The following is an 18,501-nucleotide window of genomic DNA, read 5'->3' as shown; positions in this document are numbered from 1 at the left end:
GCTCGGCGTTGTCCAGCGTGCGTCATGGCAAGGCGGAGGAGGGAGCCATGCCGGAGGCATGGCGACCGACGACAACGCAGCCAGGGCGTGCGATGGGCGGCGCGGAGCCGGCGCCTCCGAGTTCTCAAACGCGCTCTGAGTCATTCGACCCGCCAGGCGACCGACCTGGTCTCCAGGAACTGCTCGAAGCCCTCGACGCCGTTCTGCCTGCCGATGCCGCTGGCTCCGAACCCACCGTAGGGCATGTCGGATCCGTAGTAGGTGCCACCGTTGATCCCGATCGCGCCGGTACGGATCCGCCGGGCGACCGCGGTCGCCCGAGCCGGGTCGGCCGAGGACACGGCCCCGGACAGGCCGTAGGCGCTGTCGTTGGCGATCCTCACCGCGTCGTCGTCGTCCTCGAACGCGATCACGGACAAGACCGGCCCGAAGATCTCCTCCTGCGCGATCGTCATGGAGTTGTCCACGTCGACGAAGAGGGTGGGCTCCACGAACCAGCCGCGCTCCAGATGAGCCGGCCGGCCACCGCCCACAGCCAATGTCGCGCCCTCCTCGATCCCCTTCGCGATGTAGCCGAGCACCCGCTCGTGCTGTCGAGCGCTGATCAGCGGGCCCATCAGGTTCGCGGGATCCTGCGGGTCGCCGTAGGCGACGCCCTGCATCGCCGCGGTGATGAGCTCCACGCCCTCGGCGTAGCGAGAGCGGGGCAACAGCAGCCGGGTGCGCATCGCGCATCCCTGGCCCGCATGCATGCACATGCCGGCCGCGGCGGGCACCACCGTGGCGAAGTCCGCGTCGTCGAGCACCACGGAGGCGGACTTGCCGCCGAGCTCGAGGAAGACCCGCTTGAGGGTGGCGGCGCCCTTCTCCATGATCCGCTTTCCGGTCGCGGTCGAGCCGACGAAGGCGATCATGTCGACCTGCGGCGAGAGGGTGAGCTCCTCGCCGACGAGGTGATCGGAAGAGGTGACGACGTTGACGACCCCTGGCGGAATGTCGGTCTGCTCGGTGAGCAGGCGCCCGAACCGGGTCGCGCTCCACGGGGTGTCCGGCGCCGGCTTCAGCACCATCGTGTTGCCGGTGGCGAGGACCTGCCCGATCTTGTTGAGGATGATCTCGAACGGGTAGTTCCACGGCGTGATGACGCCGACCACTCCGACCGGCTCCTTCCAGACCGCGCGACGGTTGTGGATCCCGAAGGCGTGGCTCTCACCCATGTCCCGCTCCCACGGGAACTCGTCGATCATCCGAGCCGGCCACAGCAGGCCGTCCTCGAGCGGTGCGTCGAGCTGGGCCAGCCGAGTGACGGCCCGCGGCGCGCCCGCCTCGGCGATGAGCTCCTCGCGGACCTCCTCGAGGTCGGCGAGGATCGCCTCGTGCAGTTGCTCCAGGACTCGGCGGCGCAGCGAGCGGTTGCGCGACCAGTCGGTCTCGTCGAAAGCCCGCCGGGCAGCGGCTATCGCTCGGCGCATCTCGGCGACGGAGGCGTCGGCAGCCTGGCCGAGCACCTCCTCGGTCGCCGGGTTCAGGTTGTCGAAGGTCCTGCCGTCGTCGGCATCGATCAGCTTGCCGTCGACCAGCATCCGCGGCTCGGGGGTGAACGCGAGGTCGGCCATTCTCACTGTCCTCCTCGGGAGGGCGCCGGCGACTTGAGGAAGGAGCCCGCGTCGATCCGCAGATTGACGCCAGTCACCGTGCGCGCCTGGTCCGAGGCGAGCCAGAGCACGGCCTCGGAGATGTCGCGCGGCTCGACGTAGGGCATGGGCAGGGCGTGGTAGGCCGTGAACGAGCCGAGGACGTCCTGCGAGGTCGGGCTCTCGAGGTCCGGGCGGAACACCTGGTAGAGCTCGTCGTTGTGGAGCAGGTTGGTGTTGACATTGGTCGGATGGATCGCGTTGACCCGGATCGAGTCGGGCGCGAGCTGCATCGCGAGCGTCTCGGTGTAGCCGACGAGGAAGCGCTTCGCCATCCCGTAGCCCACGCCACCGGGGCCGAGCACCGGGTTGTCGACGGCCCCGGGGACGAGGCCTGCCGTCGACCCCGTGATCACGATGGCGCTGCCCGCGGTCAGGTGCGGCAGGCCGACCGCGACGGTGTTGAGCACCCCGACGAGGTCGACGTCGAGGGCGTCGACGAATGCCTGCACCGAGGCTGGCTTGCGCAACGGCAGGATGCCCGCGTTGGCCACCACGACGTCGAGGCGTCCGAGCTCTTCGAGCGCCTCGCCGACCACGGTGGCGAGTTGCTCGCGAACCCGGACGTCGGCCTTCTTGGCGATGATGGTGGCGCCGAGGGCCTCCACCTGGGCCACGGTATCGGCGAGATCCGCCTCGGACCCGAGCGGATAGCGCACCGTCTCGATCTGCTCGAGGATGTCGACGGCGACGACGGCCGCCCCCTCCTCGGCGAACCTGACGCAGTGGCTCTTGCCCTGCCCTCGTGCCGCGCCGGTGACCAGCACGACCTTGCCTTCGAACCGCCCTGCCATTGGTTGCTCCGCTCCGTCTACTTCAGTTGGTGATTCAGGCTCCGGCGACCTGCGAGCGCACCAAGCGCGTGACCGTCGCCACACAGCATAGGGGGTTATTCAGCACATTCATATACCTGTTAGAGGGTCCGCCGTGGCTACCGCAACGCGGAGTGTCCGAGGAGCGCCTTGCCGAGATGCAGGATCTGAATCTGACTGGTGCCCTCGGGGATGGTCGCCTCCCGCGCGTCCCGGAAGTAGCGCTCCACGGGCGACTCCTCCATGAGCCCAGCTCCGCCGTGGAGCTGGAGCGCCAGGGTGGCTGCGCGGCCGGCCGACTCACCGCAGTAGAGCTTGGCCATGGAGCACTCGTAGCGACCGGGCTCGCCTGCGTCGAGGGTGCGGGCCGCGTGATAGCCGAGCAGGCGAGAGGTCTCGGTCAGGCTGGCTATCTCGACGACCATCTGCTGAACGAGTTGGAAGGCTGCGATCGTCTTCCCGAACTGCTCGCGCTGCTTGCAGAACCTGATCGACTCCTCCAGGCAGGCCTGGGCGAGCCCGACGGCGCCCATCGCCATATTGAGCCGGCCCGCGTTGACCGCCTTCATGCCCAGCGAGAGACCGCCGCCGATCTCCCCCAGGACGTTCTCCGCCGGGACATAGGTGTTGTCGAAGGTCAGCTCACAGCTGGTCGTGGAGCGCAGCGGCATGTGCGGGATGTCGCGGACCTGGAAACTCGATTCGGCGGGGTCGACGAGGAGCGCCGTGACACCTCGGTCGACCTCGTCCTCGATCACCCGGACGAAGAGGATGCCGAAGTCGCAGCCGAGTGCGTTGGTGATGTAGATCTTGCTGCCGTTGACGACGTATCCGTCCCCCTCGCGGCGCGCGCGAGTGCGCAACGAACCGGCATCGGATCCGGCGTCCGGCTCGGTGAGCCCGAACCAGCCGAACCGCTGTCCCGCCATCACCGGGTCGAGGAAGGTATCGCGCTGCGCCTGCGTGCCCGCCGCGGCGAGCGTGCGCGCCACCATGCCCTGGACATTCAGGGTCGTCCGCAGCGACCCCCAGCAGCGGCCCGCCTCCTCCATCAAGATGGCCTGCATCATCATGGGAAGCTCGTCGCCGCCCAACGACTCCGGCACGCCCCCCCGGACATAGCCGAACTGGTAGAGCTCGGCCAGCAGGTCCCACGGGAAGGTACGCGCCTGCTCGTGATCCGACACCAGGGGGGCGATCTTCTTGTCCAAGAACGACCTGACCGTGTCGCGCAGTGCGCGCTCCTCTTCGCTCAGGAGCACAGACATCCGTCCACCTACTTCACATCAGCGCGGATCCACCCGCGGGGCTTATCAGTTATCTCATCATACTTATATAATCGACACAGCGGCGTACGTCGAAGCCGAGGAAGCCCGGGCGGCGGTCACCGGCTTGACCATCGGCCTGAACGGAGGCCGCGTTCGCACGAATCGGACCTGTCGAACCGGTGCGACAGGTCTTACCATGGAATCATGAAGACAGTGACCACTACTGAGGCGAAGGCGAAACTGAATTCGCTGCTCACCGAGGTCGATGCTGGTGAGACGATCACGATTACGAGTCACGGGCGCCCGATCGCGGTGCTCTCGAAGGCGACGCCACCGCCCCGGAAACTGGACCAGTTTGCTGGAGTGATCACGGTCCCTGAGGACTTTAACGAGCCGATGAGCGACGAGGACCTGGCCCTCTGGGGTGAGGGCGCGTGACGGTGAACTGGGAGAGCCTGTCTGGCCGGACGGTCCTGCTCGACACGTGCGCGCTCCTTGACCTGAGCGTCGAGTCGGCGAAGATTGCGCCCTCCGTCCGTGAGGATCTGGTTGACCCGTCCACCCGCCTGATCGTGTCGGCGGCTTCTGCCTGGGAGGTGGCGGTCAAGGCGCGGCAGGGGAAACTTCCTGGCGGCGAGCGCCTCGTGGCGTCGTGGGATAAGAGTCTGCTCGACCTCCAGGCCGCGCCGCTCGTGATGGATGCGGTAGATGCCATTCGTGCGGGCAGCCTCGGGTGGGCGCACAAAGATCCGTTCGACCGGATGCTCGTCGCTCAGGCAACGAGGTACAACCTGCCTCTGGCTACCAGTGACAGGGTGATCGTCGCGGCTGGCATTGTCAGCACGATCGACACGCGGGCTCTGAACTAGCGGATCTCGCAGGCATGGCCAAGGTCCAGCGTTTCCTACCTCGTCGGGATCGCATCGCCGGCGGCGAAGCGCCGTCGAGTACGTGGACCCGCAGCGCGCCACCGGCATGCCGCCCTCGACGCGACGGCGGAGCGCACCGGCGTCGCATGGATGTGAGGGACGGGGCTATGCTTGGAGCACAAAGCGCATAAGGCGCATAGCCTGCGAGGTAACCATGGCAAGAAGCAAGGGGACGGCCACCACCACCGATGGCGCGCGCTGGCACAAAGTCACGGTTTCGGGGTCTAGCGCGGTCAACGGGCGCGGGGCCGAAGCGGGCTCACTGGACTCGCCGCTCGCCGATGCGCTTCGCCTGTCCGGAGGCGGGACCGCCGATCGCATCGCCTATGTCCCGAAGGACGGTTACACCGTCATCGTGGTCAGCGATGGCGTCGTCGAGCACGACGCCAACGCCGAGGCAGCGCTGCGACTCATCGGGAGCACCTCCGATGGGCTCCTCCTGCCACTGACGGAGGCCGTCGAGAGCGAGGCGGGCGCAGCGGCCGCTGCCGGCGACCCCTTCGATGAGTTCTGGGGCCCGGCGCCCACACGTACGCAGAGTCTTCTTGACCGTGTTGGCGGACTCGCGGCCACCCAGCGGCTCCGGAACGAGGTCCTGAGCGTCTCCCTCACCCGCTCTGAAGCCGCCGAAGCGCTGGGAATCTCGCCTCAGGCCGTCAGCGAGCGCATTGAATCGCGGAGCCTCCTCGCGCTGAAGAGCGGACGGGAGTGGCGCATGCCCGCTTGGCAGTTCGACCTCGATAGCCCGACCGGCGTCATCGAGCGGCTCGATGAACTGGTGGATGCGTTCCCGGCGGGAGTCGTCTCGCTGTCGGACTGGATGACGAGCCCCAGTCAGGACCTCGACGGGATCACTCCGGAGCAGGCGATGAAGCGAGGCGGAAGTGAACGTGTCCTCGCTGTCGTCCGCTCATTGACCGCTGCAGCGTGGTAGAAGAACTCCCCCGGCCGTCCCGGCCGCTCCCGAGCACCGGGATGCGGTGGTCGTGGAAGCCACGACGGCCGGACAGGAGGTGGGAATGGTGTCGGATCTACCACCATGGCGCGCAGGTTCCGACAGCCATCACATTCCGGCCGTACGGGCCCCTCTACCGGTTCGACCACCACACTCCGCCTTTCACCGCTCCCGACATCTGTCCAGACGGAAGGCAGATCCTGTACGTGGCGTCGAACCTGCGGTGTGCTCTGGCCGAAGTGTTCGGTGACATCAAACAGCCGCAGATCTGTCCGAACTACCGCGTCGCAATCATCGAGCCTAACCTCGAGATCCCCCTCCTGAATCTCAAGTCAGCCGCTGTCGCGATGAAGGTCAAGGCACTGCCGGCTATCGCGACCCACACCAGCCGCACCCTGACGCAGGAGTGGGCAAAGGCGATCTACGAAGATCAACCAGTGAGACGCGGGAGAGTGGAAGGTGTCTACTACGGGGCCGCCCACACCAACGATGCCGCATTGGCGTTGTGGCGCGAGCCGTCGTGGCTAGGGGTGTCTCGAAGCAACACAGGACAGGCCGCCGACGGCCGCCTGGTCGACATGCAGGCCCGCGTCGAGCAGGTGTTCCGGCGGCTTCACATGCCACCACCCGAGTGGACGTCCACCTGCACCTGCTGAACCTGTCGCGAGGCCCCCGGACACCCAGGGGGTCATGGCGAAGGCATCAGACGGCAACGCGAACCAGCCGAGGCTCTCCGACGGCCTACACGTTCAAGACGAACCCTGAGTTCGATCTTGCGTCCAACCCGGAGATGCTGGGCGCGTTCGCCCACATCAAGGGCCTCGCCGCCAACGGCCACTCCCAGGCCCGCCGGCTCCAGGCGCTGTTGACGGGCGGCTACGCCGAGCAGACTGTCGTCGCCTCCAGTGTGTCCACGTCGACGACCGAGCAGTTCCCTGAGTTCCGGCTGTTCGCGGGGGAGACCCTGAACGTGCTGGAGAGGGAGCACTCCACCAGCCTTGGCGCCAACAAGGAGAGCCAAGACAAGGTCCACCACGCGTATCAAGAAGTCCGCAGCATCCTTGCGGATGAACTCAAGCGAGAGGATCTGCCGGCCGAAGACCGAAAGATCATCATCGACAAGATCATGGAGACCGCCAACCGGGAGTTCGCGAAGGACTCGGAGAACAAGCGGTTCCTCGACACGCTCTTCGGCAAAGCTGCCCTCGCCGGCGGCGCTGCTATCGCGCTCGGGATGGTTGTCCTCGGCGGTCGAGTCCTCCGCGACACCAACGAGGATGAGGATCAGCCGCAACAAGGCCGAAGCTGATTGCGCCTATGCCCAAGCCGGAGAGATCCATCGAAGACATGGCGAACGGCTACAGCCCGATCTCGGCGACGATCACCTGCGCGGTCAGGCGGCCGATGCCAGTGATCATCGCCAAGGCGGTCGAGGCAGGTGGCACCGGACTCCGGCCATTCGAGGACGGTATCGATCACTTCGTCGACGGAGGCTTCGAAGCGGTCGCCGAGCCCGGCACCGCGTGCTTCGTACCACGCCGCGTCAGCGCGAAGCTCGGCGAGGGCCTCGGGGTGATATCGGACATCGAGCGTCACTGCTGCCTCGCGGCACGGTCTGCCGCGAGTAGAGCTCTGGCCTCGTCCCGGGAGATGGTCTGCACACGACCGCTGGTGATGTCGTCGACCCGAGACTTGATCTCTGCGGTCCATGCCTCGTGCACCTCGGCCGAATCCGCCGGGTCGTCGAGGCTGGCCAACAGCGCGTTGGCGACCTGGGCACGCTGATCCACCGGGAGCGTCAACGCCAACTGCGTGATCTCGTCTATTCCAGCGGTCATGTGTTCCAGTCTATGCGACGGACACGCCGCGCTTCATGACAGAGTCCGCAAACCCCTCGGGTGAGGAGCGCTGGCGGGCCGGGCGCGAGGAAGCGGCGAAGCTCGGCGGAGAGCCACAGGCCGAGGAACCCGGTGGGCATCGCCTCCTGGGCAGGCCCGATCAGGTCACGACACTCGTCCGTCACACCGGCCCGCTCGGCAAACGTGTCACAAACATGTCAATCGCCGGATTTCGGCCGAAATCGACGGTGGCCCTGATCAGCGTCTTCGCTGGTCAGGGCCACATTTCCGGAGCCGTCTGTCGGAATCGAACCGACGACCTGCTCATTACGAGTGAGCTGCTCTACCGACTGAGCTAAGACGGCCTGTCACCTGGCGAGCCAGACAACCTGCGGAAGCATACCGACGACCCCGCCGCGCGACGAAACCGGCGGGGTCGTCGGGGTCCCGAACGGTGCGACCCGTGCCACCCGCAGGGGCGGCGGTGGGAGGGTTAGGCCGCGACGGTGTCGGGAGTACGGGTCCGGCGGAGCGGCCGGAGACTGCGGTCTGGTCGGCGCCGCACCAGCAGGTAAAGCGGACCTCGATGCCGTGGTCGGTGTTGGAGAGGCCGGTGATCTGGCTGCCGAAGATCAGGTAGGTGTCCTCACAGGCGGCGCAGTGGTGGGCGAGCATGTCCCAAGGGTGACACCCACAGATCCATAGAGGTAGGCGATCTTTCCGAAAGAGATCATAGGCTTTCCCTATGCTTTCGCTGCACCAGCTCCGCTGCTTCCTCACCGTCTACGAGATGGGCTCGCTCACCGCCGCCGCCGAGGAGCTCGGCTACGCCCAGCCGTCGGTCTCCGAGCAGGTTCGCACCCTCGAGAAGAGCCTGGGCGTGCAGCTCTTCCGCAGGGTCGGTCGCGGCGTCGTGCCGACCACCGTCGCCGACGAGCTGCGGCCCCACGCGGAGCGGACCCTGGCGGCGGCCGAGGAGGCCCGCCGGGCGGTGCAGGCCGTGAAGCAGTTCGAGACCGGCACGATCCGGTTCGGCATGTTCGGGTCGGCCCGGCTCTACTTCGGCGCCGAGCTGGTGGCCGACGTACTGACCCGCTATCCGGGAGTGCGGGTGGAGCTGATCGGGCAGAACTCCATCGAGGTGCAGGAGCAGCTACGGCGGGGACGGCTGGAGGCGGCGATGATCGCGGTCTCCAGCCTGGAGAGCGAGGGCATGACCGTGACGCCGGTGGCTCGCGACGAGCTGGTCTACATCAGCGCCGACCCGGCCCGGCTCGCGCAGCCGATCACTCCTCACCGGCTCTCGCTCGCCTCGCTGGTGATGCCGGAGACCACCTGGCGCGGCGTGGACTCGGTACGGCTGCGGCTGCGTCAGATGCTGCACGAGACCGGCCGCAACCCGTCGACCCGGATCGAGGTCGAGGACATCGAGACGGCGGTACAGCTGGTCGGCATGGGGCTGGCCGACTCGGTGGTCCCCAAGGGCGCGGCGGACCAGCTGCTGCCGAGGCTGGCGCCGAAGGCCGGCTGGGTGCCGTTGCGGCCCCGGCTCTACGACACCTTCGCCGTCGTACATCGTGCCGACGCCACCCTCTCCCCCGCGGCCCGGCTGATGATCGAGCTGGCCACCCGGCGGATCCAGGAGATCGCCGAGCCGATCAGGTGATCAGCGACCTCTCGGCAGGCGAAGAGGGACCCCTCGAGGGGCAGATTGCGACCTCTCGAGGGGCAATCCGGGACCTCTCGGCGGGCAATCAGGGACCTCTCGGCGGGCTAGCAGGAGGTGCCGTCGTCGGGTACGACGTCCTTGACGAGGAAGTCCTCGACGGTCTGGTCGATGCAGTCGTTGTCGGCGTTGTAGGCGGTGTGGCCGTCGCCGTCACGGGTGACCAGGACGCCGGAGTCGAGCTGGTCGGCCAGCGACTTCGCCCAGGCCAGCGGCGTCGCGGGGTCGCGAGTGGTGCCCAGCACCAGGATCGGCGCCGCGCCGGTGGCGTGCACCTCGTGCGGGCCGTGGTCCGAGGGCACCGCCAGGCCGGAGCAGGTGGCGTTCATCCAGGCGAAGGTGCGGCCGAAGGTCGGCGAGGCCTGCTCGAAGGCCGAGACGTCGGCCTCCACCTCGGCCGGGGTCTTCTCCGCCCACGGGTCGTCGAGGCAATTGATGGCGTAGATCGCCTCGGAGGAGTTGTTGTCGTAGCGCCCGTTCGTGCGGCTGTTGTAGGCGTCGGAGAGCGTCATCAGCGTGCTGCCGTCTCCGTTGAGAGCCTGCCGCAGCGCGGTCGAGAGCAGCATCCAGTAGTCGCGGGAGTAGAGCGGCAGCGCGATGCCGAGGGTGGCATCGCCCTCCGTCACGGTGCGGTCGTCGGCGGTGGGCAGCGGGTGGGCGTCGATGTCGGCGAGGAGCTGCTGGATCTTCGCGACCCCCTCGTCGACCGTCTCGCCCAGGAAGCAGGAGTCGCTGGTGTCGACGCAGTTGCCGACATAGGCGCGCAGCGCGGTCTCGAAGCCGCCGGCCTGCGCCAGGTTGAGCTCGCGGCTGGGCAGCGCCGGGTCGACGGCGCCGTCGAGCACCATCCGGCCGACGCGATCGGGGAAGAGGTCGGCGTACGTCGCGCCGAGCTTGGTGCCGTAGGAGGCGCCGAAGTAGCTCAGCGAGCGCTGACCGAGCGCCGCCCGAAGCACGTCCATGTCGCGGGCCGCCTCCTCGGTGGAGACGTGGGCGGCGACGGCGCCGGACCGCTCGGCGCAGCCCTGGCCGAATGTCGCGGCCGCGGCGAAGTAGTCGGCCTCCTCCTCGGGAGTGTCGGGTGAGGGATCGCCGGCGATATAGGCCGTCAGCTCCTCGTCGCTCAGGCAGTCGACCGGGCTGCTGCCGCCGGTGCCGCGCGGGTCGAAGCCGACGATGTCGTAGTGCTCGCGCAGCGCCTGGCCGAAGACCACGCTCGCCATCGCGGCGTAGTCGGTGCCGGGCGCGCCGGGGCCGCCGGGGTTGACGACCAGCGAGCCGATCCGGTCGCCGGTGGCGGGGACCACCAGCAGCGCCAGGTCGATGGTCTCCCCGGTGGGGTCGGCATAGTCGAGCGGCACCGTCAGCGATGCGCAGGAGAACTTCTCGCGGCACGGCTGCCAGTCGAGCTGCTGGGTGTAGAACCGCTCCAGGGACGGGTCGGGAGCCTCCTGGGAGCCCTCCTCGGGGGCGGTCGTCGCGGGCGTGGCCGGACCGGTGCCGGAGTCGTCGGAGCCGCCTAGCAGCGACAGCGCCACGACCGCGCCGCCGCCGAGCACCAGGGCAAGGACGATGACGATGGCGACGATCCGGCTCACGACGCCTCCCCCTTGAGCGCCACCATCAGGGACTCCAGGGCGAGCGCCGGCTGGACGTTGAACTCGAGCATCTGCTCCCTCGCCTGGAAGATGGCGCTGATCCGCTGCAGGTTCAGCTCGGGGGTGGAGGTGCCGGCGAGCCGCTCGACGTCGCCGCGGATCTCCTCGTTGACCAGCGTTGCGCGGGCACCGGTGGCCACCGCGATGGCGTCGCGGTAGACGCTGACCAGGTCCATCAGCCCGCGGTCGACGACGTCGAGGTGGCGCCGCTTGGCGCGGGTCTTCTGGCCGTCCTCCAGCCGCTTGAGAGCGGGGCCGTACTCGCGGGGCCGGCGGCCGCGCTCGACCACGCCGTACGCCGTGTCGAGGTCGGCCTTCTCCTTCGCGTCCAGCTCGCTGGTGATCGCGTCGGCCTCCTGCTTGGCGACCTCGACCAGCTCGGCCGCAGCGCGCAGGCAGGCGCCGAGGCTGCCCAGCTTCGCCGGGATCGCGACCACGTCGCGGCGCCGGTTGCGGGTGGCCTCGTCGCGGGCCAGCGCGCGGGCGCGGCCGATGTGGCCCTGGCTGGCCCGGGCGGCGTAGTCCGCCAGCGCCTCGTCGACGCCGTCGCGGGCCTGGAGGAAGCCGGCGACCTCCTCGATCGTCGGCGTGGTGAGGGTGACCAGCCGACAGCGCGACCGGATGGTCGGAAGCAGGTCCTCGACGGTCGGCGCGCAGAGGATCCACGCGGTGTGCGGGCTGGGCTCCTCGATCGCCTTGAGCAGGGCATTGTTGGCCTGCTCGGTGAGCCGGTCGGCGTCCTCGACGATCATGATCTGCCAACGGCCGCCGACCGGGGAAAGCGCGGAGCGGCGGACCAGGTCGCGGACCTCGTCGACGCCGATGGAGAGCTTCTCGGTGCGCATCACGCTGATGTCGGCGTGGGAGCCGGCCAGCGCGGTGTGGCACTCGTGGCAGCTGCCGCAGCCCTGGTCCGGGCACTGGAGCGCCGCGGCGAAGGCGACGGCAGCGTTGGAGCGGCCGGAGCCGGGCGGGCCGGTGAAGAGCCAGGCGTGGGTCATGCCGTGGCCGGCCACCGCCTGGCGCAGCGTCTCGACGACGCGTCGCTGCCCGACCAGGCTCTCCCACACCGTCATCGGCGGGCCGCCCGGGTCAGCAGCGGCGCGAGCCGCTCGCGCACCTGCGCGGCGATCGACTCGACCGGTGCCCGAGCGTCGAGCACGAGGTAGTGGTCGGGGTCGGCCTTGGCCATCTCGACGAACGCCTCGCGGACTCGCTCGTGGAACTCCGGCGACTCGCCCTCGATCCGGTCTCGGCCCTCGAAGCGGGTGAAGCCGGCGGCCGGGTCCAGGTCGAGCACGACCGTCAGGTGCGGCCGCAGGTCGCCGGTGGCCCAGCGGGCCACCTGCTCGACCTCGGCCACGTCGAGCGAGCGGCCGGCGCCCTGGTAGGCGAGCGTGGAGTCGACGTACCTGTCGGTGATGACCACCTCGCCGCGCACCAGCGCGGGCAGCACCACCGTCTCGACGTGCTCGGCCTTGTCGGCGGCGTAGAGCAGCGCCTCGGTCCTGTCGGCGAGCGCGCCGGTCTCGGGCGAGAGCACGATCCGGCGCAGCTCCTTGCCGACGAGCGTGTCGCCCGGCTCGAAGGTGAGCAGCACGGTGTAGCCCTCGGCGGTCAGCGCGTCGTGCAGCACCCGGGACTGGGTCGACTTCCCCGATCCCTCGCCGCCCTCGAAGCAGACGAAGACTCCCCGGCTGGTGTACACGGACGCAAACCTAGTCGACGGCGCCGACGATCCACTCGTGGATCCGGGGGACGACGACCTCGGGCCGGCGGACCCACTTGAAGTGGTCGATGCCCTCGATGTCGAGGTGCTCGCGCTCGACGGTGGCGTTGGGGATCTTGGCGACGAGCGCGTCGACGGCCCTGGCCGGGCCGAGCCGGTCTCCCTCGACGGAGATGGCCAGCACCGGAAGGCGTACGTCGGCCAGGCCGTCCTCTCCCACCACGAACCGGCCGGTTCGGGCCAGGTGTCCCCAGTCGCGGATCGTGCCGCGCGACTCGCGCCCCGCGAACCTGAACCGCTGGCCGGGGAAGTGGCCCAGCACGGTCGCGAGCGCCGGGAAGAGCCGCCCGCCGACCAGCAGCGCGGGGCTCCAGTGCCGCCAGTACGGCGTGCTGGAGGCCACCAGCGCCAGCCCGGCGAGCGTGTCGGGCTGCCGGGCGGCGTACATCATGGCGATCTGGCCGCCCATGCTGTGCCCCAGCAGCACGACCGGGGCGCCCGGGAAGCGCTCGCGGGTGGCCTCGACCGCGGTGGCGAGGTCCTCGACCATGTCGGCGTACCCGAAGTCGTAGTCGCGTCCGGGGACGCGGCCGCCGGACTCCTCGTGGCCGCGCAGCTCGGGCAGCGCGGCGTTGATCCCGGCGGCCGCGAGCGCCGCGCCGAAGCGGTGGTAGTAGCCGGCCGGCATCCCCATCGCGGCGGCGATCACCACGACCGGGGCGGCCGGTGCGTCGGTCGGCCAGGTGGTCAGCGTGTAGCTGGTCCCCTCGGCGCGGGCCAGGACGGTCGTGGTGGTCACTTCTTCGCGGCGGCCTTCTTGGCCGTGGTCTTCCTCGCAGCGGTCCTCTTGGCGGCGGTCTTCTTGGGGCTAGCCTTCTTGGCCGGACCCTTGGCGCGCTTCTCGGCGAGCAGCTCGGCGGCCCGCTCCAGCGTGATCGTCTCGACGCTGTCGGCGACCCGCAGCGTCGCGTTGTACTCGCCGTCGGTGACATAGGCGCCGAAGCGGCCGTCCCGCACGACAACCGGCTGGCCGGAGACCGGGTCGTTGCCGAGCTCCTTGAGCGGCCCGGCGGCTGCGGCCCGGCCGCGGGTCTTGGGCTGGGCGTAGATCGCCAGCGCCTCGGGCAGCGTGATCGTCAGCAGCTGGTCCTCGGCGGTCAGCGAGCGGGAGTCGGTGCCCTTCTTGAGGTAGGGGCCGTAGCGGCCGTTCTGGGCGGTGATCTCCTCGCCGTCCTCGGCCTTGCCCACCACGCGCGGCAGGGTGAGCAGCTTGACGGCGTCCTCCAGCGTGACGCTCTCCAGGCTCATCGACTTGAAGAGCGAGGCGGTGCGCGGCTTGGCACCCTTCGGGGCGTCCTCCGCCAACACCTCGGTGACATAGGGCCCGTAGCGGCCGCTCTTGGCGACGATCTCCAGGCCGGTCTCGGGGTGGGCGCCGAGCCGGACCTCCTCGCCGGCCGGGTTGGCGAACAGCTCCTTGGCCTTCTCCAGGGTGAGCTCGTCGGGCGGCAGGTCGTCGGGCACGTTGGCGCGGCGGGCGAACGGCGTGCCGTCGTCGTCCGGTCCCTCCAGGTAGGGCCCGTAGCGGCCGACCCGCAGGTGGATGCCGGAGTCGGGGCCACCGACCGGGAAGGTCGCCAGCTCACGGGCGTCGATGTCGCCGAGCTCGTCGACGAGCTGCTTGAGGCCCTCGTAGCGATCCGAGCCGTAGTAGAACTCGCCGAGCTCGCGCTGCCGGTCGCTGCGGCCCCCGGCGATCTCGTCGAGGGCGCGCTCCATGTGGGCGGTGAAGTCGTAGTCGATCTGGCGCGGGAAGTGGTCCTCCAGCAGCCGGACCACGCTGAAGGCGATCCAGGCTGGGACCAGCGCGGTGCCCTTCTTGTAGACATAGCCGCGGTTGAGGATGGTGCCGATGATCGAGGCGTACGTCGACGGGCGGCCGATCTCGCGGTCCTCGAGCTCCTTGATGAGCGTGGCCTCGGTGTAGCGCGCCGGCGGCTTGGTCTCGTGGCCCTGGGCCCGCATCGCGGCGGCCGTGACGGTGTCGCCCTGGCGCAGGTTGGGGAGCCGGGTCTGCTCGTCGTCGCTGCTCTGCTCGGCGGAGTCGGTGCCCTCGACGTAGGCCTTGAGGAAGCCGTGGAAGGTGATGACCCGACCGCTCGCCGAGAACACCGCGTCCTCGCTCGGCCCTCCGTTCGGGTGCAGCGCCGCGCCGCCGAGCCGGATCGTCACCGACTGGCCGGTGGCGTCCTTCATCTGCGAGGCGACGGTGCGCATCCAGATCAGCTCGTAGAGCCGGAACTGGTCGCCGGTCAGCCCGGTCTGCGCGGGGGTCCGGAACACGTCGCCGGCGGGGCGGATGGCCTCGTGCGCCTCCTGGGCGTTCTTGACCTTGCTGGCGTAGACGCGGGGGGCGTCGGGAAGGTACTCGGCGCCGTACAGCTCGCGGACCTGGCTGCGCGCGGCGCCGACCGCGGCGTCGCTGAGCGTGGTGGAGTCGGTCCTCATATAGGTGATGAAGCCGTTCTCGTAGAGCCGCTGCGCGACGCTCATGGTCACGCCGGCGCTCATGCCCAGCTTGCGGCTGGCCTCCTGCTGCAGGGTGGTGGTGCGGAAGGGGGCGTAGGGCGAGCGGCGGTAGGGCTTGGACTCGACCGAGCGGACGTCGTACGTCGTCTCGGCGAGGGCCTGCACGAGCGCCTCGGCTCTGGTGCGGTCGAGGTGGACGACCTCGCTGCTCTTCAGGGCGCCGTCGGGGCCGAAGCTGGCGCCGGTGGCGACCCGCTTGCCGTCGAGGGAGTGGAGCCGGGCCGGGAACATCCGCTGGTCCTGGCCGTTGCCCGCGTCGAAGGTGCCGTCGAGGTCCCAGTAGGAGGCGACCTTGAAGGCGATCCGCTCCCGCTCGCGGTCGACGACCAGCCTGGTGGCGACGCTCTGGACCCGGCCGGCGGAGAGTCCCGACATGACCTTCTTCCACAGCACCGGGGAGACCTCGTAGCCGTAGAGCCGATCCAGGATGCGGCGGGCCTCCTGCGCCTCGACCAGGTCCATGTCGAGGTCGCGGGGGTTCTCGACGGCGGCCAGGATCGCCGGCTCGGTGATCTCGTGGAAGACCATCCGCTTGACCGGGATGTTCTTCGGCTTCAGCTCGTCGAGCAGATGCCAGGCGATGGCCTCGCCCTCGCGGTCCTCGTCGGTGGCGAGGAAGAGCTCGTCGGCGTCCTTGAGGAGCGTCTTGAGCTTCTTGATCTGGTCCTTCTTGTTGCGCGGCACGACGTAGTGGGGCTCGAAGCCGTGGTCGACGTCGACGGCCAGCCGGCCCCACGGCTTGTCCTTGATGCTGGCCGGAGTGTCGGCAGCGCTCTGCGGCAGGTCGCGGATGTGGCCGACGGAGGACTCCACGACGTAGCCCCGACCGAGGTAGCCCCCGATCTTCTGGGCCTTCGTCGGCGACTCGACGATCACCAGCTTGTGCGCCACTGCTCTTTTTCCTACTCGCTCATGGTGGGCCGCTCAGGGCCTTACGGCCGATCACGGTAGCGCGTGCTGTCCAGCCCCTATTCCGCCGGGAGTGTCGGTGGGGGCTGGGATCGTGGTTCACACCGCCCCGAAAACCGTAAAGGAGATCCGTCCGATGAGCCCTACAGTTGAAGCCATGCGCACGCTCAGTATCAAGGACCCCGAGGTCCGAAATCTCGCGGAGGAGCTGGCGCGCCGCTTGGACACCTCGATGACGGACGCGGTGAGACAGGCCCTGCTCGAGGCGGTCGAGCGCGAGAGACGGGTCCGTGACGACTACGTCGTGCGCATGACTCAGCTCGCCCGACTGACCAGGGAGGCCAGCGCGGTGCCCTTCCTCACCGACGACGATCTCTACGACCACAACGGCCTGCCGCGATGATCGTCGACACCTCGGCCATGGTGGCGATCATTCAGGCGGAGCCGGAGGCTGAGCGATTCCTGGAGACCATGCGAGACGCTCCGAGCCTCCGGATGTCGACCCCGACCATGCTTGAGTTGAGTCTGGTGCTCGGTCCCGAGCGGATCGCGCGGGCCACCGACCTCGTTCAGGAGTCCGGGACAGGTCTGGAAGCCTTCACGAAGGATCACCTTCTCGTCGCTCAGCAAGCCCACGCCCGCTATGGCCGTGGCTCCGGCTCGCCGGCCAAGCTCAACTTCGGCGACTGCATGTCCTACGCCCTGGCCAAGGTGCGCGACGAGCCGCTGCTGTTCAAGGGCGACGACTTCCGGCACACCGACGTCACGTCGGCGCTCTGACTCACCCGCCAACGGAGAGGAAGCCCTGCGCCACCAGGGCGCTGGCGCTGTCCAGACAGGCCGCCAGCGTCTGCTCGGAGTCGGCGTCGGTGAGCCGGGCGATGGCGTCGGCGATCTGGCCGAGCGACAAGTCGCCGTCGCAGGCGCCGACCATCGCGGCGACGACGGTGTCGGCGCGGAAGGCGCGGCGGAAGCCGCGCTGCTGGCGCAGCACGATCTCGGTGGGATCCTCGGCGCCGGGAGCGCCGATCGTCTCCTGGACGACGTCGTCCCGAACGACCAGGCGGTCCTCGGCGACGGCCCGGTGGCCGGCCGCCGCTCCCCAAGCCGCGATGGCCGGCGCGATCGGTTGTTCGACGGCGTAGGGCCAGTCCAGCGTCTCGATGACGCCGCCGGTCGTCTTGTGGAGGTTGATCCAGCCGAAGCCGACGCCCTCGATGCCCTGCTCCTGCATCCAGGACAGCCAGGTGTCGTAGCGCCGCAGGTAGTCCTCGGCGCCGTGGTGGCCGGAGTCCTTGAGCCACAGCTCGACGTACTCCGCCGGGTCGAGGATCTCTCGTTGCACGATCAGCGCGTCGACGTCGCCGCTGAGCCAGGAGCCGAGCCGCTCGCCCCAGGGCACGCCCTCGGCGATGACCCAGTTCGCGAGGATCTGACACCAGCCGCCGTCGTTGAGCAGGCTGGGGGCGGCCTTGACGATGTCCTCGACGACGCGGTCTCCAGGCAGGCCGGAGTCGCGGTAGACCAGCCGCTCCCCGGTGCCGGGCGAGATGACGAACGGCGGGTTGGTGGCGATCAGGTCGAAGGTCTCGCCCCGCACCGGCTCGAAGAAGGAGCCGTCGCGTACGTCGACCACGTCGGCGACGTCGTTGAGCGCGGCGTTGAAGCGGGTGAGCACGAGCGCCCGCGGGTTGACGTCGGTGGCGACCACGGTGTCGCTGTGGGTGGCCAGGTGCAGCGCCTGGACGCCGCAGCCGGTGCCGAGGTCGAGGCTGCTGCCGACCGGCTCGCGGATGGTGAGCTGGGCCAGGCTGGTGGAGGCCGGGCTGATGCCGAGGACGTAGTCGTTGCCGACCCGCTGCGGTCCACCGTCGAGGCCGGGGGTGAGGTCGCTGACGACCCAGAGATGTTGCTCCTCGGTGGCGTAGGGCCGCACGTCCATCCTGGCCGCGACTTCGCTCACTGACTGCTCGAGGAGGCCCTCCACGGCCAGCCGGTCGACGAGTCCGGGCAGCGCCGCCTCGGCCTCCGCTGCGGGCACCGGCGTCTGCAGCAGGAACAGCCGCACCAGGGTCTCCAGCGGCGTACCTCCTCGGGTGCGGCGGCGGCCGGGGATGGTCTCGTTGCGGCTCAGCGCGTTGTGGGCGAGCGGCCCGAGCAGCTCCGCGACGGCGTCGTAGGTGAAGCCGGCGTCCTGGAGTGCGTCGCGGAGCCGGTGGGGAAGGTCACTCACGCCGCCGAGCCTATTAGCCCCCGGACCGCGAGTCGGCAGAAGTGCAGGCCTGACAGGGCTCGAGTCGGCAGAAGTGCAGGGCCGAGAGGGCTCGAGTCGGCAGAAGTGCAGGGCCGAGAGGGCTCGAGTCGGCAGAAGTGCAGGCGCGGGGCCTGCACTTC

General features: G+C 69.3%; 18 protein-coding genes and 1 tRNA gene. 8 read left to right on the top strand and 11 right to left on the bottom strand.

Translation table 11 applies throughout. From position 1 onward, the window contains the following. Window positions 1-140 precede the first annotated feature (140 nt). From QM595_RS02810 to QM595_RS02800, 3 genes are all read right to left on the bottom strand, one after another. On the bottom strand, window positions 141-1,616 hold the full coding sequence (locus tag QM595_RS02810; protein ID WP_415170003.1) for an aldehyde dehydrogenase family protein: 1,476 nt from the start codon (window positions 1,614-1,616) through the stop codon (window positions 141-143). 2 nt (window positions 1,617-1,618) lie between these two features. Beyond that, a complete protein-coding gene (locus QM595_RS02805; RefSeq protein ID WP_415170002.1) occupies window positions 1,619-2,488 on the bottom strand; it encodes a mycofactocin-coupled SDR family oxidoreductase in 870 nt (289 codons plus the stop codon). A 137-nt stretch (window positions 2,489-2,625) separates the two neighbouring features. Beyond that, window positions 2,626-3,774, bottom strand: coding sequence for an acyl-CoA dehydrogenase family protein (locus tag QM595_RS02800; RefSeq protein ID WP_415170001.1), 1,149 nt, complete (start codon window positions 3,772-3,774; stop codon window positions 2,626-2,628). A 204-nt stretch (window positions 3,775-3,978) separates the two neighbouring features. Here QM595_RS02800 and QM595_RS02795 point away from each other — a divergent pair, with 204 nt between their 5' ends. From QM595_RS02795 to QM595_RS02775, 5 genes are all read left to right on the top strand, one after another. Beyond that, window positions 3,979-4,212 carry a type II toxin-antitoxin system Phd/YefM family antitoxin gene (locus QM595_RS02795; RefSeq protein ID WP_415170000.1) on the top strand — a complete coding sequence of 78 codons (234 nt, stop codon included), beginning with the start codon at window positions 3,979-3,981 and terminating at the stop codon, window positions 4,210-4,212. Further along, window positions 4,209-4,643: a type II toxin-antitoxin system VapC family toxin gene (locus QM595_RS02790; RefSeq protein WP_415169999.1), complete on the top strand. Its 435-nt coding sequence runs from the start codon at window positions 4,209-4,211 to the stop codon at window positions 4,641-4,643. Before QM595_RS02795 ends, QM595_RS02790 begins: the two co-directional genes overlap by 4 nt. Before the next feature lie 214 nt (window positions 4,644-4,857). Further along, a complete protein-coding gene (locus QM595_RS02785) occupies window positions 4,858-5,637 on the top strand; it encodes a helix-turn-helix domain-containing protein (protein WP_415169998.1) in 780 nt (259 codons plus the stop codon). A gap of 41 nt (window positions 5,638-5,678) precedes the next feature. Then, window positions 5,679-6,314 (top strand): RES domain-containing protein, encoded by a 636-nt coding sequence (locus QM595_RS02780; protein ID WP_415170004.1) that lies wholly within the window; start codon window positions 5,679-5,681, stop codon window positions 6,312-6,314. A gap of 134 nt (window positions 6,315-6,448) precedes the next feature. Continuing rightward, window positions 6,449-6,967, top strand: a complete 519-nt coding sequence (locus QM595_RS02775; protein ID WP_415169997.1) for a hypothetical protein — start codon at window positions 6,449-6,451, stop codon at window positions 6,965-6,967. 283 nt (window positions 6,968-7,250) lie between these two features. Here QM595_RS02775 and QM595_RS02770 read toward each other — a convergent pair whose 3' ends face one another. Beyond that, entirely contained in the window at window positions 7,251-7,496 is a 246-nt protein-coding gene (locus QM595_RS02770) for an addiction module protein (RefSeq protein WP_415169996.1), read from the bottom strand. Window positions 7,497-7,788: 292 nt separating this feature from the next. Continuing rightward, window positions 7,789-7,861 (bottom strand) — tRNA-Thr (locus QM595_RS02765). A 380-nt stretch (window positions 7,862-8,241) separates the two neighbouring features. Here QM595_RS02765 and QM595_RS02760 point away from each other — a divergent pair. After that, the gene (locus tag QM595_RS02760; RefSeq protein WP_415169995.1) at window positions 8,242-9,162 is read left to right on the top strand and encodes a LysR family transcriptional regulator; all 921 of its coding nucleotides are present in this window, start codon (window positions 8,242-8,244) and stop codon (window positions 9,160-9,162) included. Between the two features lie 107 nt (window positions 9,163-9,269). On the opposite strand, the gene QM595_RS02755 is transcribed toward QM595_RS02760, so the two are convergent. Genes QM595_RS02755 through topA form a run of 5 tightly spaced genes read right to left on the bottom strand, consistent with a single transcriptional unit; the run spans window position 9,270 to window position 16,089 of the window. Next, on the bottom strand, window positions 9,270-10,820 hold the full coding sequence (locus tag QM595_RS02755; RefSeq protein WP_415169994.1) for an alpha/beta fold hydrolase: 1,551 nt from the start codon (window positions 10,818-10,820) through the stop codon (window positions 9,270-9,272). Further along, window positions 10,817-11,956, bottom strand: a complete 1,140-nt coding sequence (locus QM595_RS02750; protein ID WP_415169993.1) for a DNA polymerase III subunit delta' — start codon at window positions 11,954-11,956, stop codon at window positions 10,817-10,819. Before QM595_RS02750 ends, QM595_RS02755 begins: the two co-directional genes overlap by 4 nt. Further along, window positions 11,953-12,588: a dTMP kinase gene (gene tmk, locus QM595_RS02745; RefSeq protein WP_415169992.1), complete on the bottom strand. Its 636-nt coding sequence runs from the start codon at window positions 12,586-12,588 to the stop codon at window positions 11,953-11,955. The genes QM595_RS02750 and tmk overlap by 4 nt, the downstream gene beginning before the upstream one ends. A gap of 10 nt (window positions 12,589-12,598) precedes the next feature. After that, the gene (locus QM595_RS02740) at window positions 12,599-13,408 is read right to left on the bottom strand and encodes an alpha/beta fold hydrolase (protein ID WP_415169991.1); all 810 of its coding nucleotides are present in this window, start codon (window positions 13,406-13,408) and stop codon (window positions 12,599-12,601) included. Next, window positions 13,405-16,089, bottom strand: coding sequence for a type I DNA topoisomerase (gene topA / locus QM595_RS02735; RefSeq protein WP_415169990.1), 2,685 nt, complete (start codon window positions 16,087-16,089; stop codon window positions 13,405-13,407). Before topA ends, QM595_RS02740 begins: the two co-directional genes overlap by 4 nt. Before the next feature lie 175 nt (window positions 16,090-16,264). Here topA and QM595_RS02730 point away from each other — a divergent pair, with 175 nt between their 5' ends. Next, entirely contained in the window at window positions 16,265-16,510 is a 246-nt protein-coding gene (locus QM595_RS02730; protein WP_415169989.1) for a type II toxin-antitoxin system VapB family antitoxin, read from the top strand. Beyond that, the gene (locus QM595_RS02725) at window positions 16,507-16,887 is read left to right on the top strand and encodes a type II toxin-antitoxin system VapC family toxin (RefSeq protein WP_415169988.1); all 381 of its coding nucleotides are present in this window, start codon (window positions 16,507-16,509) and stop codon (window positions 16,885-16,887) included. The genes QM595_RS02730 and QM595_RS02725 overlap by 4 nt, the downstream gene beginning before the upstream one ends. Window position 16,888: 1 nt before the next feature. Here the strand turns inward: QM595_RS02725 and QM595_RS02720 are convergent, their stop codons facing one another. Continuing rightward, window positions 16,889-18,340 (bottom strand): methyltransferase, encoded by a 1,452-nt coding sequence (locus QM595_RS02720; RefSeq protein ID WP_415169987.1) that lies wholly within the window; start codon window positions 18,338-18,340, stop codon window positions 16,889-16,891. Window positions 18,341-18,501 lie beyond the last annotated feature (161 nt).

Source organism: Nocardioides sp., from assembly GCF_047607185.1.
GTDB lineage: Bacteria > Actinomycetota > Actinomycetes > Propionibacteriales > Nocardioidaceae > Nocardioides.
This window is presented reverse-complemented; position numbering and strand designations above follow the sequence as displayed.

Coding starts and splice junctions, on each gene's coding strand:
- QM595_RS02810 (WP_415170003.1), bottom strand. CDS start 1,616: ATGGCCGACCTCGCGTTCACCCCCGAGCCGCGGATGCTGGTCGACGGC.
- QM595_RS02805 (WP_415170002.1), bottom strand. CDS start 2,488: ATGGCAGGGCGGTTCGAAGGCAAGGTCGTGCTGGTCACCGGCGCGGCA.
- QM595_RS02800 (WP_415170001.1), bottom strand. CDS start 3,774: ATGTCTGTGCTCCTGAGCGAAGAGGAGCGCGCACTGCGCGACACGGTC.
- QM595_RS02795 (WP_415170000.1), top strand. CDS start 3,979: ATGAAGACAGTGACCACTACTGAGGCGAAGGCGAAACTGAATTCGCTG.
- QM595_RS02785 (WP_415169998.1), top strand. CDS start 4,858: ATGGCAAGAAGCAAGGGGACGGCCACCACCACCGATGGCGCGCGCTGG.
- QM595_RS02780 (WP_415170004.1), top strand. CDS start 5,679: ATGCGGTGGTCGTGGAAGCCACGACGGCCGGACAGGAGGTGGGAATGG.
- QM595_RS02775 (WP_415169997.1), top strand. CDS start 6,449: ATGCTGGGCGCGTTCGCCCACATCAAGGGCCTCGCCGCCAACGGCCAC.
- QM595_RS02770 (WP_415169996.1), bottom strand. CDS start 7,496: ATGACCGCTGGAATAGACGAGATCACGCAGTTGGCGTTGACGCTCCCG.
- QM595_RS02760 (WP_415169995.1), top strand. CDS start 8,242: ATGCTTTCGCTGCACCAGCTCCGCTGCTTCCTCACCGTCTACGAGATG.
- QM595_RS02750 (WP_415169993.1), bottom strand. CDS start 11,956: ATGACGGTGTGGGAGAGCCTGGTCGGGCAGCGACGCGTCGTCGAGACG.
- QM595_RS02730 (WP_415169989.1), top strand. CDS start 16,265: ATGCGCACGCTCAGTATCAAGGACCCCGAGGTCCGAAATCTCGCGGAG.
- QM595_RS02725 (WP_415169988.1), top strand. CDS start 16,507: ATGATCGTCGACACCTCGGCCATGGTGGCGATCATTCAGGCGGAGCCG.